This is a genomic window from Tetragenococcus halophilus subsp. halophilus DSM 20339 (assembly GCF_003841405.1).
GTDB classification, from domain to species: domain Bacteria; phylum Bacillota; class Bacilli; order Lactobacillales; family Enterococcaceae; genus Tetragenococcus; species Tetragenococcus halophilus.
The window spans coordinates 853,489-879,627 of record NZ_PXYA01000001.1 but is presented as its reverse complement, the minus strand read 5'-3'; the positions used below and the strand labels follow the sequence as shown (position 1 = coordinate 879,627).

Below are 26,139 nucleotides of genomic sequence, written 5' to 3'. Positions count from 1 at the left end.
TTATTTTAGCATAATGCGTTTCTGATTGAAATGTAGTAAAATAAGTGAATACGTAGAAAAAATTAATATTTTCCTTTATAATAGAAAGGTATTTTTAATAAAAAACATTGAAAGTGTTATAATAAAAAAATACTTGTAGATATAGGAGGCTGAGCCAAGTGGTCAAGCAAAAGAATCGTTTTAAAGCGACGATTGAAAATCAAAACTACACCATTATCAGCAAAGAAGACCCCAAACATTTAAAGATGGTGACTGAACTTGTCAACGATCAGCTAAAAGAAATTAAAGGAATGTCTGCCGAGATAGACAGTGAGCAAGCGGCTATTTTGCTTGCTATTAATGCGGTGTCTGATCAGTTAAAAAAACAAAAAGAGTTACTAGATTTAAAAGAAGAAAATGAGACGTTACATAAAAAAGCCAGTGAAGTAACGGAACTTAAGGAACGTATTCAACGCATTGAAGAAATAGAACAAGAAGCAAAAAAAGTGCTGAAAGATCAAGGAAATAGTGAGGCACAAATTCATGATCACTTGCAAGCACAACAAATCTTAAATGAAAAGCGCAAGCAGAGTATTCAAAAAAAGGCAACTCAAGGCTAGCAGAAAGGAAGACTGAATGATCGGTTTTATCATATTTTTATTACTATTATTTTCATTTTATACTGGTGCAAGACGGGCAACAGCTTTACAACTAATCTATACTATAGGTGGTATTCTTTCCTTTTTTCTTGCCATGGGTCTTTATGAACAATGGGGACAAAAGATTGAGCTATATATCCCTTATTTATCAGTAACGCCAGAAACAGAGATGGTTTATTATAGTCAAGAGCTATCTTTTGACTTAGACAAGGCTTACTATGCGGCTGTTGCTTTTATTGGCTGGTTGCTTATTGGCTGGCTAGTTACAAAATTGGTTATGATTTTTCTTAGAAACCTTCGCTTTACACGGATTCTGGAAGACGACTGGTTAGCTGCAGGTATTTTAAATACAGTGTTGATGTATATAACGATTTTATTATTTTTGAAAGTTTTAACGATGTTACCAGTGGATGCCATCCAAAATATGTTTAATAGAAGTTTTACTGCTGATTTTATTGTAGATAAAACACCGTTTTTATCTAATATGTTGGATAAACTATGGATAACTAACATTATCTAAAAATTGTAGAGCAGTTTTTGCGACTTGATGCAAAACTGCTCTATTTTCACGCTGATAGAAAATGTTGCGAAAGCAGGTGAAAAAATGAAGGAATTAAATCACGATATTTTAAATACCTTAGAATTTAATCAAGTTAAAAATCAAATCGCACAATATTTAGTGACTGATCAAGGGAAAGAAGAGCTGCGTTACTTGCTGCCGGTAAGTGATATGTCATCCATTACTTCTTATCTAGAAGAAACAGATGATGCGATGAAAGTGCTTCGTCTACGTGGAGGAATTCCAATTCCCAAAATTGAAAATATCCAAGCTCACATGAAAAGAATAGAGATTGGTGCTGATTTGAATGGTGTCGAATTAGCTCAGATTTCAAGGGTGTTAACGACTACAGCAGAAGTCAACACTTTTTTGGAAGAGTTTAAGGAAGATGAAACACCATTCAACCGTTTATACGCTTGGCAAGAACAATTAACTGCCTTGCCAGCTTTAAGAAAACGTTTGAAAAGCGCAATTGATGAAGATGGACGCGTTACAGATGAAGCTTCAGAAGAACTTAAAAATATTCGTCGGAATATTACGCGCAGTGAACAAAGTATCCGAGAAAATCTAGATGGTATTATTCATGGGAAACAAGCTCGTTATCTTAGTGATGCGCTAGTAACGATGCGAAATGAGCGTTATGTCATCCCGGTAAGGCAAGAAAACCGCAATGTATTCGGCGGTGTGGTTCATGATCAAAGCTCTTCTGGTCAAACCCTTTTTATCGAACCTGGACAAGTTGTGGAAATGAATAATCGTTTGCGGCAATATCAAATTGCTGAAAGAGATGAAATTGCCCGTATTCTTTCAGAATTATCGGCAGCGTTGGTGCCTAGTCGTAAAGAGATCATGCATAATGCTTATGTTATCGGAAAATTTGACTTTATGAATGCTAAAGCTCGTTTTGCTAAAGATTTAAAAGCGGTCGTACCTTTGGTCAATCAAGACAATCATGTGTACTTTAAACAAGCTAGGCACCCTCTTTTGGATCAAACACAAGTGATTGCTAATGATATTATGATTGGCGAAGATTACCAAGCCGTAGTTATTACAGGCCCTAATACAGGGGGGAAGACCATCACATTAAAAACACTAGGTTTATTGCAACTAATGGGGCAAGCAGGTTTGCCTATACCAGCTGGTGAGGATAGTCAGATGGGGATTTTTAATGAAGTGTTTGCTGATATTGGCGATGAGCAATCTATTGAACAAAGTCTGTCCACCTTTTCTTCTCATATGACGACTATTGTGGATGTATTGAATCAAGTGGATAAAAACAGCTTAGTCTTATTTGATGAATTAGGTGCAGGAACTGACCCGCAAGAAGGGGCAGCTTTAGCGATTGCGATTTTAGATGATTTGGCTGCTAAACAAGCCTATGTGATGGCAACAACCCATTATCCAGAGTTAAAAGTCTATGGTTATAATCGGCCAAAGACCGTAAATGCCTCGATGGAATTTGATGTTGATACACTAAGCCCTACCTATAGATTGTTAATTGGTGTTCCCGGTCGAAGTAATGCATTTGAAATCTCACGTCGGCTAGGGCTTGATCAAACACTTATTGATTCTGCTAAGCAAATGATGAATGGTGAAAGCCAAGACTTAAATGAGATGATCACTGATTTAGAAAATCGGCGCAAAATGGCTGAAACTGAGTATTTAGAACTAAGAAATTATGTTAGCAAAGCCAAACAGCTGCATGAAGACCTACAAGAAGCTTATCAATATTTTTATGAGCAAAAAGAAAATGAATTTGATAAAGCACGCAGTAAAGCCAATGACATTGTAGAGCAGGCGAAAGATCAGTCTGATGAAATTATTGCCAATCTACGTAAAATGCAACAACAAAGTGGTCAAAAGAATGTGAAAGAAAATGAATTGATTCAAGCCAAAGGAGAATTAAATCAATTACAACAACCAGAAGATCACTTAAAAAAGAACAAAGTCTTACAAAAGGCGAAAAAAGAAAAACAATTTAAAGCTGGCGATGAAGTGCTGGTTATTCCATATAACCAGCGAGGGGAGCTATTAGATAAAATTGGAAAAAATCAATGGCAAGTACAGTTGGGTATTTTAAAAATGGATGTAGATGAAGAAGATTTACAAGCTATTGCGCCTACTAAAGAAGCTGCAGGTCCCAAACGTCATGTCTCTACTTTAAATTCTTCTGGTCCTCATGTTTCCAGTCAGTTGGATTTACGAGGTAAACACTATGAAGATGCTTTAAGTGAGTTAGACCAGTACTTAGATGCTGCTATTTTAGCTGGATATCCGCAAGTTACTATTGTTCATGGTAAAGGAACAGGTGCTTTACGCAAGGGAGTATTCAATTATTTGAAAAAAAATCCTAGTGTAAAAAATTTCGATTTCGCACCAGCTAATCAAGGCGGTAACGGAGCCACAGTGGTTAATTTTAAATAAAGGTATTAAATGAGCAAGTTAGTTTGCAAGCAGTGACGAAGGTGCTATACTTTGTCTATTGAATTGGAGGTACAAAAAAACATGGCACAAACAGTAACAGATAAAGACTTTAATGTAGAAACAGAACAAGGGTTGGTTATGATCGATTTTTGGGCGACTTGGTGTGGTCCTTGTAGAATGCAAGCACCTATCTTAGAACAAGTTGAACAAGAATACGACGAAGATGAATTTCGCGTAGTAAAAATTGATGTTGACGAAAATCCAGAAGTACCCGCAAGTTTTGGGATTATGAGTATTCCAACATTAATTTTGAAAAAAGACGGAGAAGTTGTGGATAAAGCAATTGGCGTGCAAACAAAAGACCAATTAGAAGAAATGATTTCTTCTCATATGTAAGATTCTGCTAAAAAGATTCCAGGTGATTGATTTCATCTGGATTTTTTTATTTTAAAATTTACATAAAAAGAAGGGAAGATGAGCATACTCCCCCTGATTTTATACATAATGAAGGAAAGTCAGCTATACTTCCCTCGATTTTATACAAAAAGAAGGTAACTTTAGTAGACTTCCCTTCATTTTTCTAAAATCGAGGGAAGTTTTTACGATGTCCCTTGATTTTTTAGGAACCTTTTCTTATTAAAATATGATCTAAAGAGATGATTGCCTATGTTATAATTAAACTTAAGAAAGTGGTATTAGTGAAGGGAGGAGAAATTTTGAAAAAGAAAAAGACTTTGCTTAAAAGTAGCTTACTGAGTTTAGGACTTGCTAGTTATTTATTATTTAGAAATCAGCCGGAAACGATTGTCTTAAAAGAACCGGTATCAGAAAAAATGAGCTCGGCAGTTTTTGATGATACGACACAAGAAGATACCTACTTGATTACAGAAGATGGATTACCACTGGCTTTAACAATCATCCAACCTAAAAATCAAGCAGTGAAAGCTGTGGTTCAAGTAGTCCATGGCATATTAGAGCATCGCTTACGTTATCGACATTTAGCTTTCTTTCTAGCCAAAAATGGTTTTGCCGTTGTTTTGAGCGATAATCGTGGACATGGCGATTCGGTTGATAAAAAGAATCCCTTAGGACAAATGCCGAGTGTAAAACGAATGGTAAAAGACCAATTAAAGATTACACAATTTATTAATGATCGTTTTCCAAGTGCAGCGGTTTATCTATATGGACATTCTTATGGTTCGGTATTAGCTCGTCTATATTTGCAAAACAATGATGACAAAGTTACAAAATTGTTATTAACGGGCACACTTCAATATCAGAAAAAAGCTAAATACGGTGTTATGCTTGCGCTTTTTGCGGATATGTTGGCAGGCAAAAAAAGTTATTCTTGGATTTTAAAAAAATTATCGAATTTTGGCTCAACAGATAAAACGTGGTTGACAAATGACGAGATAGAAATAGCAAAAGCTTTACGTGACCCACGTATGCTTCCAGGTTATAACAATATTGGCGTGACAACACTTTGGGAGAGCATACGGCGGTTAAACGATATCAGTTTTTTTGCTTGTCAAAATCCTGAGTTACCTATCTTAAGTATTACTGGTGCAGAGGATGTAGCGATTACTGGAGGAAAAAGGGGACTCGTTGACACTAAAAAAACTTTAAATAAGATTGGTTATCGGAAGGTTGAGATGCTTGATTTTCCTCATATGAAACATGAAGTTATTAATGAAGTCGACCAAGATCTAGTTTATCAAGCGATTTTAGATTTTTTTGTTAAATAAAAAAGTTCTGCAGTTTTTTTGCTGCAGAACTTTTTAAAACCCAAAATTAATCTTCTTTGATTACCTCAATTTTATAGCCATCTGGATCTTTAATGAAATAATAAGATGGAGGAACGCCTGGCAGTCCCTTCAGCTCTGTGACATCGAATCCAGCAGCTGCATGTTTGTCATGTAAAGCTTGAAGATCTTCAGTGGCAATTGCGATATGTCCGTAACCATCCCCTAGATCATAAGCGCCGTGGTCGTAATTATAGGTAAGCTCTAACTCATAGTCATCATTTGGTAAAGATAGATAAACTAATGTGAATTCTGCTTCAGGAAAGTCTTTGCGGTTGTTTTCAACAAAACCAAAAGCTTTTTGATAAAATTCAATTGAAGCATTTAAATCTTTTACACGTACACAAGTGTGCGCCATTCTCATTGTTTGCGTCATCCTTTCTGTTTAGATAAGGGTATTATAACATATTGAATTTTTATATTTAAATAAAAATGATAAAAAGTAAATAAAACTTGTTTCTTTTTGTGAAATCAAGTAAAATGCAAAGAAAACTACTCATGGAGGCAAAAATGAAAGAAGCTGTTTTTGGCAAAAAAGAAGAAGGAAAGAAATATCAAGCACGTTATGGCGCCTATATTGTTATCCATCGTAACGAAAAAAAAGAAGTTATCTTAGTACAAGCACCTAATGGCGCCTTCTTTTTACCTGGCGGGGAAATTGAAAAAGGCGAAACGCATGCGCAAACCATCGCACGTGAAATGTTAGAAGAGCTTGGTTTTAAGATAAAATTGGGGGCTTATTTGGGAGAAGCTAAGGAATATTTTTATTCTAGCCATCGTGATACTTATTTTGCGCATCCGGGATATTTTTATCTTGCCGATCAGTGGGAAGAAGTAGCTGAACCGACTGAAAAAAATAATCAGCTTCATTGGGTCACGCCAGATGATGCTATGCTTTTACTAAAAAGAGGAAGTCATCGTTGGGCACTACAAAAATGGATGAAAAATAATTATTAGATAAAAAAAGAAGCTCTGTCAAACTATATATGATGACAGGCTTCTTTTTTTGGTTAAATTAATTCGCCATTATGAATGTGAGAAGCAAATAAGCGGTAAGTTTCGCCAAACAGATCAGAATCGTTTTGCAATTTTGGATCGATCATTTCTTTAGGAAAGTAAAAGCGATGATCTCCTTGCTCTTGTCCAGCTAAAGCAGCTACCAACTGACTCACCTGGGATAATTCGGTTAGAGTCCCGTCATTTTGTTGCAACTCAATTTGTGTACGATGTTTTTCTAACTTAGGCTGATAAAAATCATAAGGTAGATCATAGCTTGAGTTAATCGCTGTATAGTAATTAGGATTAAAGCCAGCTTTTTCCACAATATGCCCCATTGTTTCTATTAAATTTTCCTGTGTTTCTGGTTCAAAGCGACAAGATTTTAACGGTTTACGATTTAAGAAACGGCGGGAAAGATCGTTTAAAACTGGATCATTAGCCTCTGTCCAAAGATTAAAAGCAGTATTTAATACCCCATCGTCTAAGCGTAAATAATCCTCTAATGTAAAATTTTCTCTAAAAAAGGGAATGAGCAATTGCGCTGTATTTTGAAACATTTCTTTTTCTGCAAAAAAAAGTTCATGCGCACGGTTTAATAAATGTTCAAGACCAACTTCCATACCTCTTGAACTCGGGTGGAAATAGACTTGAATATGCATTTGATATCTTGATACGATATAATCTTCTACAGCATGCATACCCTCCATTGCAAAAACAATACCGCTCTTACAAGGACGAATCATCTGCAATATTCTTGTTAAATCAAAGGTGCCGTATTTTGTGCCTGTATAATAAGCATCACGCAGTAAATAATCCATCCGATCTGCATCAATTTGACTAGAAATCATTTGTACAACTTGTGGGTTAGGGTAAGTTTTAGTGATGACACTAGCTACTTTTTCAGGAAAACCAGCCTCCACACGATTCAATATTTGATAAACTTCAGTTTGCGGTGAAGTAATGATCGCTTCAGTAATTTGTTCGTGATCTGTATGAAAAATATGCTCAAAAGTATGCGAATAAGGGCCGTGGCCAATATCGTGTAAAAGAGCTGCACATAAAGCAATTAAACGTTGTGAATCATCCCAGCCTTCTTCTCCGATTTTTTCTATGGAATAGGTTTGTTTAAAAATGTCACAAATTTGCCGAGTGATTTCATAAACGCCTAAAGAGTGTGAAAAACGACTATGCTCGGCGCCATGAAAAGTAAAAGAAGAAGTACCTAGTTGCTTGATTCGACGTAAACGTTGCACTTCTTTTGAATTAATTAAATCAAGAATCACTTGATGATTGACGTGGATATAATTATGCACCGGGTCACGAAAAACTTTTTCAACCGGTAGCATTTGATATTTATAAGCTAGGGACATCGTTAAGCTCCTCTAATTGTTTATTTCGTTTGGTCATATTTACCAATTTGTTCTCAATTTGTGTTTCTTGTTTATTTTCCTTTACCCAATCTAGTGCATTTTGGGCGACTTCGTCAATATTTAAAGCTTGGAGAAAGCGCCTCTTAGTTTCAGAAATAGAGATCGTTTTATGTAAGACATCCGAAAGAGTAGTCATCGTTAGTGGCCAGACTTCTGGATAACCGTTTTTCCCGTAGTTTTCTGTTAAACTTTTTTGATAGAACGCTTGAACGATTTCTCCACGCTTATTTTGATCTCCGGAAACACTTAAATACATCATGACTGCAATGCCTTCTTTTACTCGACGTTGGGCAATACCTGCAATTTTTTTACCATCTACACTTAAGTCAAATTTTCCTGGGCAATAGGAATGGCTGATTTCATATGCCCGAATCGTTAATTCAGGAAAAGCATTTTGTATGAGGGTCAACATTTTTTCATAACCTTGGTCGATAGAAGTATTACTCTTAGGAAAAATCCAAGAAATATTCAATATCCCCTTATCGGATATGACACCTAAACCGCCAGCATTACGGATCACTAGGTCATAATGATTTTCTTTTAAGACCTTCACGCCAGCCTTTAGATGATCGACACGAGTATCTTTCATTCCTAGAATAAATGTCTGTTCAAATTGCCAAAAATGGAGCAAATTGCTATTGGTTTTACCTGCAGTTTCGGTTAAAACGTCTGTTAATGCAAAAGGAAGCAATGCATTTTTTTTAGTAAAAGTTTCTTGATCAAGTAGTTTTATTTCCATTTATATATCCTTTTCTAATAATAACCTTATTATATACCACAAAGAAAGATCAGCAAACGGTTTAGACTATTTTTATTGCTAATTTATGTTAAAATAAGTCGTTTGATTGACAAATTAAAAAAAATGTGAAAAATAAAATAGAGGAGACTGGTATTTTTGTCCTTTTCTAGCAAAAGTTATTTTATTGCTTGTGACTTAATTCAGTCTTGATTTGTCGTAAAGGAGAATGGAAGATGGAATCAAAGCGAGGTATTCCTGTCTCAATTCATTTAAAAACAGAAGTAAGACAAGAAAATGAAGCTGAAGAATTTTTGTTTGATATTAGTGGACAAGTGATTAGAATGGGAAACACTCTTTATATTCGTTACAAAGAAGAACAAGAAGATGGCATGTCGCCAGTACCTGTTACGATGAAAATTTTCCCTGATGGAGCTGTTCAACTGACACGCTCAGGAGAAACGCATTCACGATTAAAGTTTATCTACGGAAAAAGTTTTGAAACAACTTATAAAACTCCCTATGGTACAATTTTTTTAACGACTTATACTAAAGATTTGCATTTTACTTTAAATGATCATCCAATGTCTGGGAAAGTTACAGTTGCATATGATTTATTTATGGCAGAACAAAAAGTGGGTAGTTATGATTTGCTATTAGAATTTTCTGCTTAGTTTCGTAAATTTTTTTCATAAAAAATTGCTTTTTTTAAGACAGTTTTGTATGATTGACTTTAGATTTGAAAGGACGTGTCCTGTTTGAAAATTAATGTATTTGAAAATGTAAATAAAAGTGATTTATCGATGGTTGAAGTTGCTCATGCTATTTTAGAACAAGAAGGCGAAGTCATGGACTTTTCTGATATAGTAAATGCTACTCAAGAGTATTTAGGTATTCCAGATGGTCAAATTCGGACTTCTTTGGCTCAATTTTATACGGATTTGAACACAGATGGAAGTTTTATTTCATTAGGTGAGAACCGTTGGGGTCTGCGTTCATGGTATGCGCTTGATTCGATTAACGAAGAAGTTACTCATGGTCTAGAAGATGAAGATGAAACGCGACGTCGTGCGCCTAATAAGGTTAACGCCTTTGCTGGTGGCGATCAAGATGTTATTGACTATAACGCTGACGATCCTGAAGATACTGATTTAGTAGCAGCTGACGACGATGATCTTTTTGATGATGACGATGATGATGATGAAGAAATTGCCGAATACAATTCGGACTTACAAGAAATCGGTGCTGATAATTCAGATGATTATGAAGAAGAATTACCAGGAAATATCGAAGAGGATTTAACCGTTGTTGATGATGACGACGAAGAAACAGACGATGATGAGGATGAAGAACAAGTCTAGTAAATTATCGTTTTTCTTTTAAAATTTCAAACGCTAAGATATAATCCGTAAAGTTTATATCTTAGCGCTTTTTTCTATAGAAAAAAGGATCAAGCAAAGTAGATATAAAATTTTATTGCTTGATCCTTTCATGTATATAAACTAACTATCTAAGCCATAGCGGCCAACGCTATTATGTTGCAATGACAAGCTAAAATATTAAAAAAATATAATCGTTTTTTTAACTACTAAAGCCTTTACTCTTCATTGATTGGGAGATTTTTTGCTATCTATAATTATCTTCTATGGTTAATGCTTTAGCCGTGTAATTAGTAAAATAGCTATCAACATTTAAATCAATTGCTTTTTTTATTTCATCTGTACTATTTAAAGTCCAAACATTGAAATCTTTATCGTTATCATGCGCTTTTTTTACGTTGTCTTTATTCATTAAGTCCGCATTTGCACCTATAATATCTACATAATCTTGTTTTAAAGCATTGTCTAGTTCATCATCGTTATTTACCAATATTAGCTTTGGCATGCCTGGGAAACTAGTGTTTAATGATTCTAGTACCCCTTTGTTACGAGCCTGTACAATAATTTTGTCTTCTAAATCGTATTTTTTTACGAGATTTTCAAAAGGCTTTATGGCTCCTGAATTATCTTTTTCTTTTAGCTCAATTGCATAATACGTACTATCTTCATACTTTTTAAAAACATCTTCTAATTTCAAAATATACTGATCATCATCAGTTCGTAGTTTGGCGATTTCATCATCTGTCATGTCTTTGTAATTTTTATCTACACCAGTTAAGCGCTCTGCATTTTCATCATGTGATACATACAATGTACCATCTTTAGATGTTACTAAATCTTGTTCAATGTACTTCGTGCCATAACCAAGCGCTAGGTCATAAGATTTAAAAGTATGTTCTATTTCCTCACCGCTTGCTCCGCGATGGGAGATAACATAATCATTTTTTGGTGTTGGCTTAAAAGCTACAAATAAAGAAACAACTAGCAAAACAAATAGTGACAAAGAAAGTGGCTTAAAAATATTTCGTTTTGTTCTGTGCATGATAAATATTAGATAATCCTTATAAAATAACTGCATCAATCTTATCATAATTGAAGCGGAATATCTAAAAAATAGAGAGGATAAATAAAAATTATATCACTTTACATCAAACCATTTTATATCCTCGTAAAAATCTACATTGCTTATACTTTCATACGCCACAAAATCGTGTCTTACGTATAAATCTAGTTCATTATATCCGTTAATATATCCGACGATATCAGGCGGAAAGCTATCATCTACGATTTCGCTCGTCTGTATCTCAATGGATTTACCCTTTATTCTAGCTTCCGTGAGCACGCCATTAATTTCTTCTGGTGTCATTTCTGACTTAGGTTGGATAGGAATATCTTGTTGCTTCATTGCTGCTAAGTTAGCTGTATGTTCCAATAAATAAAATTTCATCCATTGTAACCTATTATGGTCTTGATAAGGGTGGAGAGTATTCATAAAAATCATCTCCTTTACTTTATAACGCGAATTGACGTTCGAAAAGCAAAGCGAACAAAAGATAAAAAAATAAACCTACCTTGAAAAGATAAGTTTGCCATTAAATTGCCTGCCACAGTCCCACAAAATTTTAAGAAATATCGCAAAACCCACGAAAAATCCACATTTTTTTGTTAACTATAATCATTCATATAAAGCGATTTTGCTATTTTATGTTGTATAAAGTATACTGTAATCAGTTACATGAACGCACCATGAGGGAGTCGAACCCCCGTCTCAAGAACCGGAATCTTGTGTGATATCCACTACACTAATGGTGCAAAGCCACCTTACATAGTTTAGCGAATTTTAAGAAAAAAAACAAGGGGTAATAAAAATGAAATTTGAACAACAATTTTCTCAAAAACAAACCCAGACACAGAAATTAGCAATGACGCAAAAATTACAGCAGTCGATTCAAATTTTGCAGTATAATACAGAAGATTTAATTGATTATATCGATAACAAAGCTTTGGAAAATCCTTTATTAGAAGTTATGGAACCATCGTATTCTTCAAACTATTCTAAACCTCGTAAATCTTCAGGAGAAGAGATGAATTATCTTAGCCAGATCCCAGATAACTCTATTTCTTTGTTTGAACACTTAATTGATCAAGTTCATTTAAACTATCGAGATACGTATTTACGTCAACTGGTTTTGTATTTAGTTGAGTATATTGATTTGAACGGTTTTTTAAAAATTTCATTAAAAGAGGCTGCTGAAAAAACGGGTGGTTCTGCGATCCAATTACTAGATGCATTGACATTGATTCAGCAGCTAGATCCAGCCGGAGTAGGGGCGCGTAATTTGCAAGAGTGTTTAATGTTACAAACAGAACGGGATAATTCTGCTCCGCATTTAGCTTACGTTGTATTAGAAGAAATGTTTAAAGAATTAGTAGATCGTAAATGGGAAAAAATCGCAAAAAATTTCGACATTTCTCTAAGCGATGTACAAGAGATTTTTGATTATATTCAAAATTTAACGCCCACACCAGGAGCTATCTACGGCGCTACTGAAGGATTGTTTATTATTCCTGATTTAACTGTGAAAATAGACGATCAAGAGCTTAAAGTATTATCAAATCGAAAAAGTATTCCAGAAATCAAATTTCAACAAAATTATTTTGAACGAATGGAAAAAAGCCAAGACCCAGAAGTTCTCAAGTATTTAAAAGATAAGCAACAAGATTATGAATGGCTAAAAAAAACGGTCCAACAACGTGGTGATACCATTTATCGTGTAGGAAAGGCGATCGTTTCTCATCAAAAGGACTTTTTTCTAGATAAGGATCGTCCGCTAAAACCTTTAACCTTAAAAGATATTTCTGAGGAATTAGAAATCCACGAGTCCACGGTGAGTCGTGCTGTAAATGGAAAATATTTGGAAACTGTGTTTGGTGTATTTGAATTAAAATCTTTTTTCAGCAAAAAAATAGGCGAAAATTCTAATGAAAGTTCTGCCAATGATGCTAAACATTTATTGCAACAATTGGTAGAGCAAGAAGATAAGGCAAAGCCACTCTCTGACCAAAAACTTACAGAATTGATGAAAGATAAAGGCATCGCGATCTCTCGCCGGACAGTTGCTAAGTACCGGGACGCATTAAATATTGCTGGCTCATCAAAACGAAAAAGATACGATTGAACCCACAAAAAGCTATGTAATTAAAACATGGCTTTTTGCTGTGAATCACTACGATTCAGCGACCAAGGGGAGCTGAGAGTAGCTGATGAACAGTACTAGGAGAGCGGAGCGCATGTAGTGACCGAATTATTAGAAATATAAACGACAATTAGTTGCCAAATAATGCAGAAAATGATAGTATAAAAACGTAAGGAATTGAGTTTTGACACAAGCTTGATTTTTTTTACAATATACGGGTCGTTTTAAGTCTATACTGGTCGATTAATGTCCCACGGAGGGATTATATGCTTAGTGAACTACAATTGATTGAAGCAATCGCGCCAGACATATTATATGTACTGCAGGAAAGATATCGGATTCTACAAAGTATCTATTGGATGCAACCTATCGGTAGAAGAAGTCTTTCGGAAAGTTTGGCTTTGACAGAACGTGTATTGCGAACAGAAACCGACTTGTTGAAAAAGCTTGATTTAATTGCCACTTCCAAAAGCGGAATGCGCTTGACGGAAAAAGGCGAAGAAGTCTACGAACAATTAGGCGATACAATGGATCAGCTTTTTGGCATGCAACAAAATGAAAGACGATTAGCTGAAATTTTCGGTATTGCACGTTGTATCATCGTAAGCGGCGATTCAGACCAACAAAAAAAGGTTGTGGATGAATTTGGTCGTTTGTTAGATGAAGCTTTGCATAATTATTTACCTAATGGTGAAAATATTATTGCAGTGATGGGTGGTACAACAATGGCGCGCGCCGCTAAGCAATTAACCAATCTTAAAAGCGCTAAGCGTAAAAATTTGTTTGTCCCTGCCAGAGGCGGAATCGGTGAAGCGGTGAATGTGCAAGCTAATTCAGTAAGTGCTGAAATGGCAACTCGTTCACAAGGTGATTATCGGGCGCTTTTTGTCCCAGAACAATTGAGTGCTATAACCTATGATTCATTGTTAAAAGAACCTTCCATCGTAGATGTTCTTAACTTGATCAACCAGGCGAAATGTGTGATTCACAGCATCGGGCGAGCTTTACATATGGCGGCCCGCCGTAAAATGACGGAAGAAGAAATTCTTATGTTGAAAAGAAAAAATGCAGTCGCGGAATCTTTTGGGTATTTTTTCGATGAAGATGGCAAAGTAGTTTACAAAATCCCTAGAGTTGGTCTACAATTAAAAGATATAAGGGACATTCCTTATATATTTGCTGTTGCCGGAGGAAAGTCTAAGGCAAAAGCAATTCGGGCGTATATGGAAAATGCGCCGCAACAAACGTGGCTCATCACTGATGAAGCCGCAGCAAATGAGATTTTAAGAGGGGTAACCCTTTAAAATAAATTTTTTGGTTTTCATAAGGAGGAAATCACATTATGTCAACAAAAGTAGCAATTAATGGTTTTGGACGTATTGGTCGTTTAGCTTTACGTCGTATCTTAGAAGCAAGCGATGAATTAGAAGTTGTCGCAATTAACGATTTAACTGACAACGAAGACTTGGCTTATCTTTTGAAATATGACACAGCACAAGGTCGTTTCCCATACAGCGTAGAAGTTAAAGAAGACGCGCTAGTTGTAGATGGTAAAGATATCAAAGCATATGCTGAAAAAGATCCTAGTCAATTACCTTGGAAAGAAAATGGCGTTGACTTAGTATTAGAATGTACTGGATTATTCACTGATGCAGCAGACGCTCATGCTCATATTGATGCAGGTGCTAAAAAAGTGTTGATTTCAGCACCAGCAAAATCAAAAGATACTAAATTAGTTGTTTATGGTGTAAACCATGAAACAATCACTGCAGAAGATAACATTGTTTCAGCTGCTTCATGTACAACAAACTGCTTAGCACCAGTTGTTAAGGTGTTAAATGATAAGTTTGGCGTTGACCGTGCGTTAATGACAACTGTTCACTCTTATACTTCTACTCAAAACTTGCAAGATGCTCCAGGTGGACGTAAGAGCCGTGCTGGTGCTGCAAACATTATACCTGCAACAACAGGAGCAGCTAAAGCAGTTGGTAAAGTTATTCCAGAAATCAATGGTCGTGTTGATGGTACTGCTTTGCGTGTGCCAACAATTACTGGTTCAATCACTAACCTATACGGCGTATTGAACAAAAAAGTTTCAGTTGATGAAGTAAACGCAGCAATGAAAGAAGTTTCATCTGATGCATTTGCTTATAACGAAGACGATATTGTTTCTTCTGATATTATCGGCTATGCTGCTGGATCTATCTTTGACGCTACCCAAACTGCTGTTATGGAAGGCGAAAATGGGGAACAATTAGTTAAAGCTGTTGCTTGGTACGATAATGAATATGGATTTACTTCAAACATGGTTCGTACGTTAGAATATTTTGCAACAACTTTATAAGCCGTTGTTGAATAAATTCACTTGCTAATATGATTCATTTGAATTTAAGAAATAAAAGCGGGGAAGCGACGCGCTTCTCCGCTTTTTTTAAGAAATTGTTATTTAGGAGGCAGATCCATGGCTAAAAAAACAGTTGAAGATGTTGATTTAAAAGGAAAAAAAGTATTGGTTCGTGCAGATTTTAACGTGCCAGTAAAAGATGGTGCCATCACAGATGATACTCGAATCAAAGCAGCACTTCCAACGATTAAATATGTATCTCAACACGGCGGTAAAGCCATTTTGTTTTCACACTTAGGCCGTGTGAAGACAGAAGAAGATAAAGAAGGCAAATCTTTAGCTCCAGTTGCTGATCGCTTAGGTGAACTTTTAGACCGTAATGTGACATTTGTTCCAGAAACGCGTGGGGAAAAATTAGAACAAGCAATCGATAACTTGCAAAACGGAGAAATCGTCGTTTTCGAAAATACTCGTTTTGAAGATATCGAAGGTAAAAAAGAAAGTAAAAATGACCCTGAGCTTGGAAAATACTGGGCTTCATTAGGAGACGTTTTTGTAAATGACGCTTTTGGTACAGCGCACCGTTCTCATGCTTCAAACGTAGGAATTGCTTCTACAGGCATTCCAACGGTCGCTGGTTTCTTAATGGAAAAAGAAATCGAATTTATCGGCGAAGCAGTAGACAACCCTAAGCGTCCAATGGTTGCTATTTTAGGTGGCGCAAAAGTTTCAGATAAAATTGGCGTTATCGAAAACTTAATCGAAAAAGCTGATAAAATTTTAATCGGTGGCGGCATGACTTATACTTTCTATAAAGCAAAAGGCGAAGATATTGGAAATTCAATGGTTGAAGAAGACAAAGTTGACTTAGCCAAGTCTCTAATTGAAAAAGCTGGAGATAAGTTAGTTTTGCCAGTAGATTCTGTAACAGCTAAAGAGTTTTCTAATGATGTAGCTACTGAAACTTATGAAGGGGCTATTCCTGAAGGTCAAATGGGCTTAGATATCGGACCCAAAACAGTCGAGAACTTTAGCAACATCTTAAAGGACGCAAAAACCGTCGTATGGAATGGACCTATGGGCGTATTCGAAATGTCCAACTTTGCTAAAGGAACCATTGGCGTTTGTGAAGCAATTGCTAGTTTACAAGACGCAACAACAATCATCGGTGGCGGAGATTCTGCTGCAGCTGCAGAAAGTTTAGGTTTTGCTGATAAATTTACACATATCTCAACTGGCGGTGGCGCAAGCCTTGAATTATTAGAAGGTAAGGCTCTGCCAGGACTAGCAGCTATTAATGATAAATAAATTTTAACTTTTAGTTAGGTTAAATAAAGGAGTGTTCATATATGCGCAAACCGATTATTGCGGGAAACTGGAAAATGAATTTAACAGCAAAAGAAGCAAAAGATTTTGCTGAAGCTGTAAAAAACAAAATCCCTTCTAATAAAGAAGTGGATTCTGTTGTAGGTGCACCCGCGCTATTTTTAGAAACATTGGTTAATGAAGCTCAAGGAACTGAATTACAAATTTCTGCACAAAATTGCTATTTTGAAAATTCAGGAGCATTCACAGGAGAAACTTCTCCTTATGCTTTAGCAGATTTAGGTGTTGACTATGTTATTATTGGTCACTCTGAACGTCGTGAATATTTCCATGAAACTGACGAAGAGATCAATAAAAAAGCAAAAGCAATCTTTGATAATGGCATGCTTCCTATCCTTTGCTGTGGAGAAACTTTAGACACTTATGAAGCAGGTAAAACAAGCGAATGGATCGAAGGCCAAATCAACAAAGATTTAGCTGGACTATCTAAAGAACAAGTAGCTAATATGGTTATCGCTTATGAGCCAATTTGGGCAATCGGTACTGGTAAATCTGCAGACGCTAAAATCGCGGATGAAATCTGTGGCGTTGTTCGTAAAAAGGTAGCGGACTTGTTTGATGAAGATACTGCTGAAAAAGTACGTATTCAATACGGCGGTTCAGTGAAACCAGAAAACATTGCTGAATATATGGCAAAAGAAAATGTTGATGGTGCATTGGTCGGCGGTGCTAGCTTGAAAGCTGATTCTTTCTTAGACTTAGTTAAGGCAGCGAAATAATACAGAGTTTATAAATCTTTTAAATTATAGTATTATTAAATAAAGTCATAAGAGGTAACTCTTAGATTAATCATACTCAAAAGGAGAGACAAGTATATGTCAATTATTAGTGATGTTTATGCACGCGAAGTCCTAGACTCTCGTGGAAACCCAACTGTTGAGGTAGAAGTATTTACAGAATCCGGTGCTTTCGGAAGAGGTATTGTTCCTTCTGGTGCTTCAACAGGTGAACATGAAGCTGTAGAACTACGTGATGGCGATAAAGACCGTTACGGAGGTAAAGGTGTAACAAAAGCAGTTGATAATGTAAATAACATTATTGCTGACGCAGTTATTGGTTTTGATGTTCGTGACCAAACGGCGATTGATAAAGCAATGATCGCACTTGATGGTACCCCAAACAAAGGAAAATTAGGTGCTAATGCCATTCTTGGTGTATCACTTGCTGTTGCACGTGCAGCTGCTGACTATTTAGAAATTCCTTTATATCACTATTTAGGCGGATTCAATAGTAAAGTATTGCCTACACCTATGATGAATATCGTTAATGGTGGGTCTCATTCTGATGCACCAATCGCTTTCCAAGAATTCAAAATTTTGCCAGTAGGCGCTAAAACTTTCCGCGAAGCGCTACGTTGGGGTGCAGAAACTTTCCATGCTTTGAAAAGTTTGTTAAGTGAACGTGGCTTAGAAACAGCTGTTGGTGATGAAGGTGGATTTGCTCCTCGTTTTGAAGGAACTGAAGATGCAGTTGAAACAATTGTTGCTGCTATCGAAAAAGCTGGTTTAACACCTGGTAAAGATGTTTATTTAGGTTTTGACGTGGCCGCTTCTGAATTTTATGAAGACGGCGTTTATGACTATACAAAATTTGAAGGTCCTAATGGTGCTAAACGTTCTGCAGCTGAACAAGCAGATTATATTGAAGAATTAGTAAACAAATACCCTCTTCTTTCCATTGAAGATGGAATGGACGAAAATGACTGGGATGGTTGGAAATTACTTACAGATCGCCTAGGTGATAAAGTTCAATTGATTGGAGACGATTTGTTTGTTACAAATACTGAAATCCTTCAAAAAGGAATTGATATGGGTGTTTCCAATTCAATCCTAATTAAAGTTAACCAAATTGGAACATTGACAGAAACCTTTGATGCTATTGAAATGGCTAAGGAAGCTGGCTATACTGCTGTTGTTTCTCATCGTTCTGGTGAAACAGAGGATACAACAATTGCTGATATTGCAGTGGCTACAAATGCTGGCCAAATCAAGACAGGTTCATTGTCACGTACTGATCGTATTGCTAAATACAATCAATTACTACGCATTGAAGACCAATTAGGTGAAGTTGCACAATACAAAGGACTAAAATCCTTTTACAACTTAGCTAATAAATAAATTAAAGAATTAGAGAAGCTGGGACTAAAATGTCTCAGCTTTTTTTAATGAGAAGAAAGATCTGGATTTCATTATTTTATAAAGCAGCTAAAAACCCTTATGTTTAGGATTTTAGGTAGCGTAGCAAAGAAATACACCCCACCTTTTCAAACATGGAAAGTGAATTTCGGATAGACGCCCTATGTTGGACTGTCAAAAATTTAAGAAAGCTAGCACTTGAAAGAAATATTCTTTGACTAAAGGGAGATCAAGTAGATTTCCACTTTCTATCTTTGAACAATTATCTAACACTAGCCAAGCGCATAAAATTATGCTAAAGTGTACTAGACGATAACAAACGAAGGTGAGGGATAAGAGCTTGTACAGTTTAATATTAAGTGCAGTATTAGTGCTTTCTGTCATTTTAGTTATCACAATTATGCTGCAACCAAGTAAACAAAATAGTGCAGCCAGTGCTTTTACTGGCGGTGCAGATAATCTTTTTGGCAAACAAAAGGCTAGAGGTTTTGAGGCGGTTATGAAACGTTCAACAGCAATACTAGGTACAATTTGGATGGTTTTGTTATTTGTTTTAGTATTGTTATCTTCTCAATAGAAAATAGTTAGCAAAGGGTTTGAGCATTATTCTCAAACTCTTTTTTTATGGTAAAATAAAAAAGAGGTGTTAAACAATGCAGATGAATTTACCTAAACCATTACTAGAAGAACATGGGAAAAGAGCGGTTATTTTTTTACATGCCTACTCTGGAAGTCCTAATGATGTTCGTATGCTTTGTCGTTTTTTAGAAAAAGTAAACTACACAGTTTATGCGCCAATGTTTAAAGGTCATGGAACATTGGACCCGCAAGATATTTTAGACCAAGAAGTTGATGCTTGGGCACAAGATACCCAAACTGCTATTGATTATTTGAAAAATAAAGGCTATAAACAGCTTGCTGTATTTGGATTGTCTATGGGTGGTATCATGTCAATGGATGCATTAACGAAAAATGATTCTGCGATTATTGGTGGCGGAAGTTTTTGTTCTCCAATATTTAAAACAGAGACAAATGTGCCAGAAAACTTTTATCTATACGCAAAAAATGTTTTAAATTATGCGGGGCTAGCGCAAGAAAAAATTAATGAAAAGCTGCCAAAAATCGCAGATAGTGCAAAAAAACAATTAAAAGGAATAGAGAGCTTTTCAGAAAGCGTCAGTAAAAAAGTGAGTGCGGTTAAAGTTCCAGTCTTTTTGGCTCAATCGGGTCAAGATCGGATGATCGATGCTTCGACAGTTTTTAAAACTGCGCAAGCTTTGGAACAAAGCAAAATGACTTTACAATGGTATCCACAAAGTGATCATGTGGTCACTGTAGGGCCTGAAAGAAAAGCATTTGAAAAGGACGTGCTTGCTTATCTGGAAAGCTTACCCTGGAATGAGGAATGAAGATGAAAGAGACGATAAAAACTAAGGTTTTGCATTTTATGGAAAACAGTTCTAAAAAAAGTTTTTCCATAGAAGAAATTGCAGAAAACCTAGGATTAGGTAAAAGCAATGATTTCAAAGCTTTAGTGCAAACCGTAGCAACAATGGAAAGAGAACAATTAGTTGTTTTCAATAAAAAAGGAAAAATAAAATTGCCGCCCAAGCAGGTACTAGTGGAAGGAACATTCCGAGCGAATGAGCGTGGTTTTGGTTTTGTGACGATTGATCCAGAAGAAGATGACGTTTATATTGCTAAAGAAAACACTGCTTATGCTATGGATGGGGATTTGGTGGCTATTGATATTACTAAACTGTCAGATCCTGCTGATGAACTGGGAGCTGAAGGTCGTATTGTGGAAGTACGTCAAAGAAATCTCACACAAATCGTTGGAGAGTTCCATTTGTTTTCTGAAGATGAAATTGCAGATACTGATTTGTATGGGGTAATTTCACCTAAAGATAAAAAACTTTCCGGTTTTAAAGTATTTATTTCCGCTACAGGCATCCGTCCGGTAGAAGGAAATATTGTGATTGCTGAGATCACTCATTATCCTGAAAAAGGTTATGAAGATAGTTTAGAGGGAATCGTAAAAAATATTATCGGTCATAAAGATGAGCCAGGAATGGATATTCTAACAGTTTTAGCAGCTCATGATGTGCCTACAGAATTTCCTGAAGAAGTCATTGAGCAAGCTGAACAAGTTCCTGACTCGATTGATCCTAAAGATTATCCTGACCGAAAAGATAGACAGGATCAAATGATTGTAACGATTGATAGTGAAGAAGCCAAAGATTTGGATGATGCAGTTTCAGTGAAAAAATTAGAAAATGGACATTTCTTTTTAGCTGTGCATATCGCAGATGTTTCTTACTATGTTACTGAAAATAGTCCATTAGATAAAGAAGCCTTAAAACGTGGTACAAGTGTTTATCTAACTGATCGTGTTGTTCCTATGCTGCCGCAACGCTTGTCTAATGGAATTTGTTCGTTAAATCCTCAAGTCCCACGACTTGCCATGAGTTGTGAGATGGAAATTGATGAACAAGGAAGTGTCGTTTCTTATGATATATTTCCAAGTGTCATTAAAACCAGTGAACGTATGTCTTACACGGCGGTTAATGAAATTTTGGAAGATGAAAATCCAGAAACGATGGCGCGCTATAAAGAACTTGTACCGATGTTTCAAGCGATGAAAGAATTACATGAATGTTTAGAAACGATGCGTGATAAACGAGGAGCTTTAACCTTTGAAGATAACGAAGCACAAGTCGTTGTTGATGAAAATGGCCATCCTCTAGATATTATTTTAAGGCAAAGAGGCATAGGTGAACGTATTATTGAGTCCTTTATGCTTTGTGCCAATGAAACGATCGCTAAACATTATCAACAAGCAAATTTACCTTTTATTTATCGTATTCATGAAGAGCCAAAAGAAGAAAAGCTGCAGCAGTTTTTTGATTTTGCAGCGACTTTAGGAATTTTAGTTAAGAGTAAAAAGGGTTCGATCAGCCCTAAAGATTTACAAAAGGTAGTGGAAGATGCGGCTGAAAGACCAGAAAGTAAAGTTATTAATACGATGTTGTTACGTAGTATGCAACAAGCACGTTATTCAGAAGAAAATGTAGGTCACTACGGTTTAGCAGCAGAACATTATACACATTTTACTTCTCCTATTCGTCGTTATCCTGATTTGTTGGTTCATCGTTTGATTCGTTCATACAGTGAAGATAAATCAGAAAAGAAACAAGAGAAATGGGCGGAAAAAATTCCTGAGATCGCACAGCATAGCTCTGATATGGAGCGACGTGCTGTAGAGTGTGAACGCGATGTTGATTCGATGAAAAAAGCAGAATTTATGCAAGATCATATTGATGAAGAATTTGAAGGTGTCATTAGTTCCGTTGTTAAATTTGGTTTTTTTGTTGAATTACCTAATACCATAGAAGGCTTGATTCATGTAAGTGAATTACAAAACGATTATTTTCAATTTGTTGAAAGTCAGCTTGCTTTGGTTGGAGAACACACAAACCAAACCTTTAAAATCGGTCAACAAGTAAAGGTACGGGTGACAAAGGCAGATCCTGATACTAGAGAAGTGGATTTTGAATTGGTAGATGCGCAAGAAGTTACGCCCGTTCAAACGAATAAACAACAAAATCATAAACAAGCTAGGAAAAATAAGGAAGGTACAAGCAGAAGGAAAAAAAGTAAAAAAACTAAAAATAAAGGAAAGAAGCCATTCTATAAAGATGTTCCAAAAAAGACAAAGAAAAAGAAATAAGTTAAGACAGGGAGGCCAGCTATATGCCAAAAGGTGATGGAAAACTAGTTGCTCAAAATAGAAAAGCAAGACATGATTATACCATTCTTGATACGATAGAAGCCGGCGTCTCATTACAAGGAACAGAGATCAAATCGATCAGAAATAGTAGAATCAATCTAAAAGACGGCTTTGTCCGTTTTCGCAATGGTGAAGCTTATTTATTCAATGTGCATATTAGCCCTTATGATCAAGGGAACTTATTTAATCATGATCCTCTAAGAAGTCGTAAATTGTTAATGCATAAAAAACAAATTGCTAAATTACAGGAGGAAACGCAGAAAAAAGGAATCACTGTTATTCCATTGAAAGTATACATTAAAAATGGCTACGCTAAAGTACTTGTTGGTCTAGCAAAAGGGAAAAGAGAACATGATAAACGTGAAACACTAAAACGGAAAGATCAAGAACGTGAAATACAACGTGCATTAAAAGACTATTGACTTTGTGCTGTCAATGGTCTTTATTGTGTGCCAGGCATGGCATTTATCTAGCTAGTGAAAGTCTAGTCACGGGTAGTTACCGCCAAGTGTAGCGAGCCACAAGCCGAAATCAGTGATGATGGGGTGAAGGAAGTGGTGGCGCAAATCTCTTGAGCCTACGTACAGGAACTTGATGAGGCTAAATGGGGGAAAAGGCTGCAATACAAGCCGAAGTCCAAAAGGTAAACGTAAAACCAAGACAGTAAATCAAGAGGTTGTGGAGAGAAAGATAAATGTCTTACCCTGGGAGATCTTACGGACGTTTGTGAACGGTCGAAAAAGGTTTGTCGTAAGAAGTCAGCTGAGGCCATAGTAGCTACTGCCTCATGTAGTGAAGGGCTGAATGTTTGTATAGTGTGAATCGCTAGAAGAAAATATCCAAGCAGTCTGGAAATGAGGATACCCTAGAACGGTAGAACGTAACTATCGATGGGAAAAGTAGTGAGGGCGATCTTGGATCCATCTACGTCTAGAGGAGGAACAGCGCATGAGATTCATTGAAAAGATCACGAGTCATCAAAATATGAGACAAGCCATCGAGCAGGTCAGAAAGAATAAAGGCGCTCCGGGTGTTGATAAAATGACAGTCGACGAACTTGACCATTACTTCAATCAACACGGACATTCTCTTGTTCAAGAGATTCGATCGATGACTTACCGTCCGAAAACAGTCAAACGAGTTTATATCCCTAAACCCGATGGAAAACAAAGACCTTTAGGAATTCCAAGCGTGGTAGATCGTGTGGTACAACAAGCAACCGCGCAACAGCTGAGTCGCATTTTCGATGTTCACTTCAGTGAAAGCAGTTATGGTTTTCGTCCCCATCGAAGTGCACATCAAGCGATTGAAAAAGTACTTGATTACTTGAATGAAGGTTATGAATGGCTCATTGATATGGACATTGAGAAATATTTTGATACGGTTCATCATGATAAATTAATCTCGACCCTTAGAGAACGGGTCAAAGATAGAGAAACACTTCACTTAATACGTGTTTTCTTAAAAGCAGGGATTATGGAAAATGGCTTTGTTCGTCCGAATGAAACAGGCGTTCCGCAAGGCGGCCCTTTAAGTCCCCTTTTAGCGAATATTTATCTGAATAAATTGGATAAAGAGTTAGAAGCAAGGGGGCTACGTTTTGTTCGTTATGCGGACGACGCGGATATCTTTGTCAAAAGTGAGCGGGCAGCCAATCGTGTAATGAAATCTATTACGAATTGGATTGAAAGAAAGCTTTCCTTACGAGTGAACGTCACAAAAACCAAGGTTGTACGACCGATACAGAGTCAATTTTTAGGGTTTACCTTTTGGAAGAACCAAAAGGGGTGGCAGTGTAAACCGAGCAAAGTCAGTAAAACAAAGCTCTATGACAAAACCAAAGCCATCCTTAAAAGAAAACAGGCGGTGTCGCGACCTTTAGCGGTGACATTCACGAAACTAAACCAAACGATAAGAGGCTGGATCAATTACTACCGTATCGGGCGTATGAAAACCTATCTAGCAAAGTTTGGACAATGGCTACGACATAAAGTCCGAGTGATCATCATAAAGCAATGGAAACTGCCACAACGAATCTATACGAATCTACAACAATTAAACCGATTATTCAAATGCCATTTTACCAAAGAGAATATTTATAAGGTGGCAAATTCGAGGTTAGGTTGGTATAGGAAATGTGGTATGGACGTCGTCAATTTTATCCTAAGTCCGAAAGTTTTAGCCATAAAGAAAAAGGATCGACCTGGATTGGTCAATCCTTTAAATTACTATCTTAATCAAGCGTGAAAACAATACAAATGGAGCGCCGTATACGAGAACCGTACGTACGGTGCGACGGGAGGGGCGGAAATTTATTTCCCCTCTACCCTATTTGATTTTAAGATAAGATTTGGTATAATTGATTGTAAGAATCCCTTTAGTAAAAAAGAAATAGCGACTTATTTTTTGTCATTGATAAAACTTTGGCATTCTAAGTTTTCAATTTGTTTTTTCAATGACCTATTTGTAGGGATTATTGATGAAAATCTTTTGAAATTTTCTTTTTATGGTGGTATGATATCGAATGTTGAATAAATCATGGTGATTTGGTTTTGGCTGTGATTTTGGGATTTTATGGGAAAGAAGGTGAGAGTATTTGGATGAACGTTCGCTCTTGTTTCATATTGGTCCCATTTGGTTTGATGGTACAATCATTTTAATGACGCTGCTGACTTGTATTATTGTTTTTGCAGTCGTTTTTATTTGTACAAGAAATTTACAAATGAAACCAAAAGGTAAACAAAATTTCATTGAGTGGGTAATTGATTTTGTACGCGGAGTTGCTTCTTCGCAGTTGCCTAAAAGAGAAGCAAGAAACTACGATTTCTATGCATTTGTTTTATTTTTATTTATTTTTGTGGCAAACGAATTAGGACTTATTACAAAAATTGTTATCCATGATGATTTAACTTTATGGAAAAGTCCTACAGCTGACCCTGTTGTTACCTTAGGAATGGCTTTTATGGTCATTTTATTGACACACTTTTTTGGTGTGAAAAAGATGGGAACAAAAGAGTATTTAGTCAATAGTTATCTTCGTCCTGTAGGCATTGTTTTGCCGATGAAGTTATTGGAAGAATTTACTAATGTGGTAACCCTGGGACTACGTTTGTATGGTAATATTTTTGCAGGTGAAGTTCTTCTAGGGTTGATTGCTTCGATGGTAAACAATTTGGGCTGGTTGTCTTTACCTTTAGCTGTACCGCTTGAAATGATATGGATTGGATTTTCCTTGTTTATCGGTGCTATTCAAGCGTACGTCTTTGTTATTTTAGCAATGGTTTTCTTAGATAATAAAATTGAAGAAGAGTAAGAATATT

At 36.3% G+C, this 26,139-nt stretch carries 25 protein-coding genes and 1 tRNA gene; 20 read left to right on the top strand and 6 right to left on the bottom strand.

Annotation, left to right across the window (positions count from 1 at the left end; all coding sequences use genetic code 11):
• The first annotated feature begins 158 nt into the window (after nt 1-158).
• The 5 genes from C7K42_RS04125 to C7K42_RS04105 all read left to right on the top strand — a co-directional run bounded on the left by C7K42_RS04125 (nt 159) and on the right by C7K42_RS04105 (nt 5,366).
• Nucleotides 159-599, top strand: coding sequence for a cell division protein ZapA (locus C7K42_RS04125; protein WP_061839887.1), 441 nt, complete (start codon nt 159-161; stop codon nt 597-599).
• A gap of 16 nt (nt 600-615) precedes the next feature.
• Complete coding sequence (locus tag C7K42_RS04120) at nt 616-1,158, top strand: CvpA family protein (RefSeq protein ID WP_061839888.1); 543 nt, start codon at nt 616-618, stop codon at nt 1,156-1,158.
• A gap of 84 nt (nt 1,159-1,242) precedes the next feature.
• Entirely contained in the window at nt 1,243-3,621 is a 2,379-nt protein-coding gene (locus C7K42_RS04115) for an endonuclease MutS2 (RefSeq protein WP_103099964.1), read from the top strand.
• Nucleotides 3,622-3,684: 63 nt separating this feature from the next.
• A complete protein-coding gene (gene trxA, locus C7K42_RS04110; RefSeq protein ID WP_327796031.1) occupies nt 3,685-4,017 on the top strand; it encodes a thioredoxin in 333 nt (110 codons plus the stop codon).
• A 320-nt stretch (nt 4,018-4,337) separates the two neighbouring features.
• Nucleotides 4,338-5,366: an alpha/beta hydrolase gene (locus C7K42_RS04105; protein ID WP_103083877.1), complete on the top strand. Its 1,029-nt coding sequence runs from the start codon at nt 4,338-4,340 to the stop codon at nt 5,364-5,366.
• 46 nt (nt 5,367-5,412) lie between these two features.
• Here C7K42_RS04105 and gloA read toward each other — a convergent pair whose 3' ends face one another.
• Nucleotides 5,413-5,787: a lactoylglutathione lyase gene (gene gloA / locus C7K42_RS04100; protein WP_103083876.1), complete on the bottom strand. Its 375-nt coding sequence runs from the start codon at nt 5,785-5,787 to the stop codon at nt 5,413-5,415.
• A 146-nt stretch (nt 5,788-5,933) separates the two neighbouring features.
• Between gloA and C7K42_RS04095 the strand changes: the two genes are divergently transcribed.
• Nucleotides 5,934-6,380: an NUDIX hydrolase gene (locus C7K42_RS04095; RefSeq protein WP_094243435.1), complete on the top strand. Its 447-nt coding sequence runs from the start codon at nt 5,934-5,936 to the stop codon at nt 6,378-6,380.
• Nucleotides 6,381-6,433: 53 nt separating this feature from the next.
• On the opposite strand, the gene C7K42_RS04090 is transcribed toward C7K42_RS04095, so the two are convergent.
• Both C7K42_RS04090 and C7K42_RS04085 read right to left on the bottom strand, forming a co-directional pair.
• Nucleotides 6,434-7,792, bottom strand: coding sequence for an HD domain-containing protein (locus tag C7K42_RS04090; RefSeq protein ID WP_103099952.1), 1,359 nt, complete (start codon nt 7,790-7,792; stop codon nt 6,434-6,436).
• Nucleotides 7,776-8,591, bottom strand: a complete 816-nt coding sequence (locus C7K42_RS04085; RefSeq protein ID WP_103099951.1) for a lipoate--protein ligase family protein — start codon at nt 8,589-8,591, stop codon at nt 7,776-7,778. The genes C7K42_RS04090 and C7K42_RS04085 overlap by 17 nt, the downstream gene beginning before the upstream one ends.
• A gap of 233 nt (nt 8,592-8,824) precedes the next feature.
• Between C7K42_RS04085 and C7K42_RS04080 the strand changes: the two genes are divergently transcribed.
• A complete protein-coding gene (locus tag C7K42_RS04080; RefSeq protein WP_014125150.1) occupies nt 8,825-9,262 on the top strand; it encodes a YwiB family protein in 438 nt (145 codons plus the stop codon).
• 84 nt (nt 9,263-9,346) lie between these two features.
• A complete protein-coding gene (gene rpoE, locus C7K42_RS04075; RefSeq protein ID WP_041591841.1) occupies nt 9,347-9,949 on the top strand; it encodes a DNA-directed RNA polymerase subunit delta in 603 nt (200 codons plus the stop codon).
• Between the two features lie 265 nt (nt 9,950-10,214).
• On the opposite strand, the gene C7K42_RS04070 is transcribed toward rpoE, so the two are convergent.
• The 3 genes from C7K42_RS04070 to C7K42_RS04060 all read right to left on the bottom strand — a co-directional run bounded on the left by C7K42_RS04070 (nt 10,215) and on the right by C7K42_RS04060 (nt 11,779).
• A complete protein-coding gene (locus tag C7K42_RS04070; RefSeq protein WP_041591840.1) occupies nt 10,215-11,009 on the bottom strand; it encodes a glycerophosphodiester phosphodiesterase in 795 nt (264 codons plus the stop codon).
• A gap of 96 nt (nt 11,010-11,105) precedes the next feature.
• Nucleotides 11,106-11,459, bottom strand: coding sequence for a hypothetical protein (locus tag C7K42_RS04065; protein ID WP_014125147.1), 354 nt, complete (start codon nt 11,457-11,459; stop codon nt 11,106-11,108).
• 248 nt (nt 11,460-11,707) lie between these two features.
• Nucleotides 11,708-11,779: transfer RNA gene (locus C7K42_RS04060), tRNA-Arg, on the bottom strand.
• A gap of 56 nt (nt 11,780-11,835) precedes the next feature.
• On the opposite strand from C7K42_RS04060, the gene rpoN reads away from it, so the two are divergent.
• The 12 genes from rpoN (at nt 11,836) to atpB (ending at nt 26,132) form a co-directional block, all read left to right on the top strand.
• Nucleotides 11,836-13,146, top strand: coding sequence for an RNA polymerase factor sigma-54 (gene rpoN, locus C7K42_RS04055; protein WP_014125146.1), 1,311 nt, complete (start codon nt 11,836-11,838; stop codon nt 13,144-13,146).
• Nucleotides 13,147-13,430: 284 nt separating this feature from the next.
• Complete coding sequence (locus C7K42_RS04050) at nt 13,431-14,468, top strand: sugar-binding transcriptional regulator (protein WP_014125145.1); 1,038 nt, start codon at nt 13,431-13,433, stop codon at nt 14,466-14,468.
• Nucleotides 14,469-14,506: 38 nt separating this feature from the next.
• The gene (gene gap / locus C7K42_RS04045) at nt 14,507-15,508 is read left to right on the top strand and encodes a type I glyceraldehyde-3-phosphate dehydrogenase (protein ID WP_014125144.1); all 1,002 of its coding nucleotides are present in this window, start codon (nt 14,507-14,509) and stop codon (nt 15,506-15,508) included.
• Nucleotides 15,509-15,625: 117 nt separating this feature from the next.
• Entirely contained in the window at nt 15,626-16,816 is a 1,191-nt protein-coding gene (locus C7K42_RS04040; RefSeq protein ID WP_014125143.1) for a phosphoglycerate kinase, read from the top strand.
• A 41-nt stretch (nt 16,817-16,857) separates the two neighbouring features.
• Complete coding sequence (gene tpiA, locus C7K42_RS04035; RefSeq protein ID WP_014125142.1) at nt 16,858-17,613, top strand: triose-phosphate isomerase; 756 nt, start codon at nt 16,858-16,860, stop codon at nt 17,611-17,613.
• A gap of 96 nt (nt 17,614-17,709) precedes the next feature.
• A complete protein-coding gene (eno, locus tag C7K42_RS04030) occupies nt 17,710-19,011 on the top strand; it encodes a phosphopyruvate hydratase (protein WP_069029054.1) in 1,302 nt (433 codons plus the stop codon).
• Between the two features lie 358 nt (nt 19,012-19,369).
• Complete coding sequence (gene secG / locus C7K42_RS04025; protein WP_014125140.1) at nt 19,370-19,606, top strand: preprotein translocase subunit SecG; 237 nt, start codon at nt 19,370-19,372, stop codon at nt 19,604-19,606.
• 76 nt (nt 19,607-19,682) lie between these two features.
• Nucleotides 19,683-20,438, top strand: a complete 756-nt coding sequence (locus C7K42_RS04020; protein ID WP_069029053.1) for an alpha/beta hydrolase — start codon at nt 19,683-19,685, stop codon at nt 20,436-20,438.
• 2 nt (nt 20,439-20,440) lie between these two features.
• Nucleotides 20,441-22,759: a ribonuclease R gene (gene rnr / locus C7K42_RS04015; RefSeq protein ID WP_103099950.1), complete on the top strand. Its 2,319-nt coding sequence runs from the start codon at nt 20,441-20,443 to the stop codon at nt 22,757-22,759.
• A gap of 23 nt (nt 22,760-22,782) precedes the next feature.
• Nucleotides 22,783-23,241: an SsrA-binding protein SmpB gene (gene smpB, locus C7K42_RS04010; protein ID WP_103097691.1), complete on the top strand. Its 459-nt coding sequence runs from the start codon at nt 22,783-22,785 to the stop codon at nt 23,239-23,241.
• 526 nt (nt 23,242-23,767) lie between these two features.
• The gene (gene ltrA, locus C7K42_RS04000; protein ID WP_124175396.1) at nt 23,768-25,066 is read left to right on the top strand and encodes a group II intron reverse transcriptase/maturase; all 1,299 of its coding nucleotides are present in this window, start codon (nt 23,768-23,770) and stop codon (nt 25,064-25,066) included.
• A gap of 349 nt (nt 25,067-25,415) precedes the next feature.
• Nucleotides 25,416-26,132, top strand: a complete 717-nt coding sequence (gene atpB, locus C7K42_RS03995) for a F0F1 ATP synthase subunit A (RefSeq protein ID WP_103083995.1) — start codon at nt 25,416-25,418, stop codon at nt 26,130-26,132.
• The last annotated feature ends 7 nt before the right edge of the window (nt 26,133-26,139 follow it).

What these genes read in the sequence shown, in the direction of transcription:
- rnr (WP_103099950.1), top strand. Translation starts at nt 20,441, where the DNA reads ATGAAAGAGACGATAAAAACTAAGGTTTTGCATTTTATGGAAAACAGT.
- C7K42_RS04050 (WP_014125145.1), top strand. Translation starts at nt 13,431, where the DNA reads ATGCTTAGTGAACTACAATTGATTGAAGCAATCGCGCCAGACATATTA.
- C7K42_RS04085 (WP_103099951.1), bottom strand. Translation starts at nt 8,591, where the DNA reads ATGGAAATAAAACTACTTGATCAAGAAACTTTTACTAAAAAAAATGCA.
- C7K42_RS04120 (WP_061839888.1), top strand. Translation starts at nt 616, where the DNA reads ATGATCGGTTTTATCATATTTTTATTACTATTATTTTCATTTTATACT.
- ltrA (WP_124175396.1), top strand. Translation starts at nt 23,768, where the DNA reads ATGAGATTCATTGAAAAGATCACGAGTCATCAAAATATGAGACAAGCC.
- C7K42_RS04020 (WP_069029053.1), top strand. Translation starts at nt 19,683, where the DNA reads ATGCAGATGAATTTACCTAAACCATTACTAGAAGAACATGGGAAAAGA.
- C7K42_RS04090 (WP_103099952.1), bottom strand. Translation starts at nt 7,792, where the DNA reads ATGTCCCTAGCTTATAAATATCAAATGCTACCGGTTGAAAAAGTTTTT.
- C7K42_RS04080 (WP_014125150.1), top strand. Translation starts at nt 8,825, where the DNA reads ATGGAATCAAAGCGAGGTATTCCTGTCTCAATTCATTTAAAAACAGAA.
- tpiA (WP_014125142.1), top strand. Translation starts at nt 16,858, where the DNA reads ATGCGCAAACCGATTATTGCGGGAAACTGGAAAATGAATTTAACAGCA.
- rpoN (WP_014125146.1), top strand. Translation starts at nt 11,836, where the DNA reads ATGAAATTTGAACAACAATTTTCTCAAAAACAAACCCAGACACAGAAA.
- C7K42_RS04070 (WP_041591840.1), bottom strand. Translation starts at nt 11,009, where the DNA reads ATGCACAGAACAAAACGAAATATTTTTAAGCCACTTTCTTTGTCACTA.
- eno (WP_069029054.1), top strand. Translation starts at nt 17,710, where the DNA reads ATGTCAATTATTAGTGATGTTTATGCACGCGAAGTCCTAGACTCTCGT.
- C7K42_RS04065 (WP_014125147.1), bottom strand. Translation starts at nt 11,459, where the DNA reads ATGAATACTCTCCACCCTTATCAAGACCATAATAGGTTACAATGGATG.
- C7K42_RS04115 (WP_103099964.1), top strand. Translation starts at nt 1,243, where the DNA reads ATGAAGGAATTAAATCACGATATTTTAAATACCTTAGAATTTAATCAA.
- C7K42_RS04095 (WP_094243435.1), top strand. Translation starts at nt 5,934, where the DNA reads ATGAAAGAAGCTGTTTTTGGCAAAAAAGAAGAAGGAAAGAAATATCAA.
- gloA (WP_103083876.1), bottom strand. Translation starts at nt 5,787, where the DNA reads ATGAGAATGGCGCACACTTGTGTACGTGTAAAAGATTTAAATGCTTCA.
- gap (WP_014125144.1), top strand. Translation starts at nt 14,507, where the DNA reads ATGTCAACAAAAGTAGCAATTAATGGTTTTGGACGTATTGGTCGTTTA.
- smpB (WP_103097691.1), top strand. Translation starts at nt 22,783, where the DNA reads ATGCCAAAAGGTGATGGAAAACTAGTTGCTCAAAATAGAAAAGCAAGA.
- C7K42_RS04040 (WP_014125143.1), top strand. Translation starts at nt 15,626, where the DNA reads ATGGCTAAAAAAACAGTTGAAGATGTTGATTTAAAAGGAAAAAAAGTA.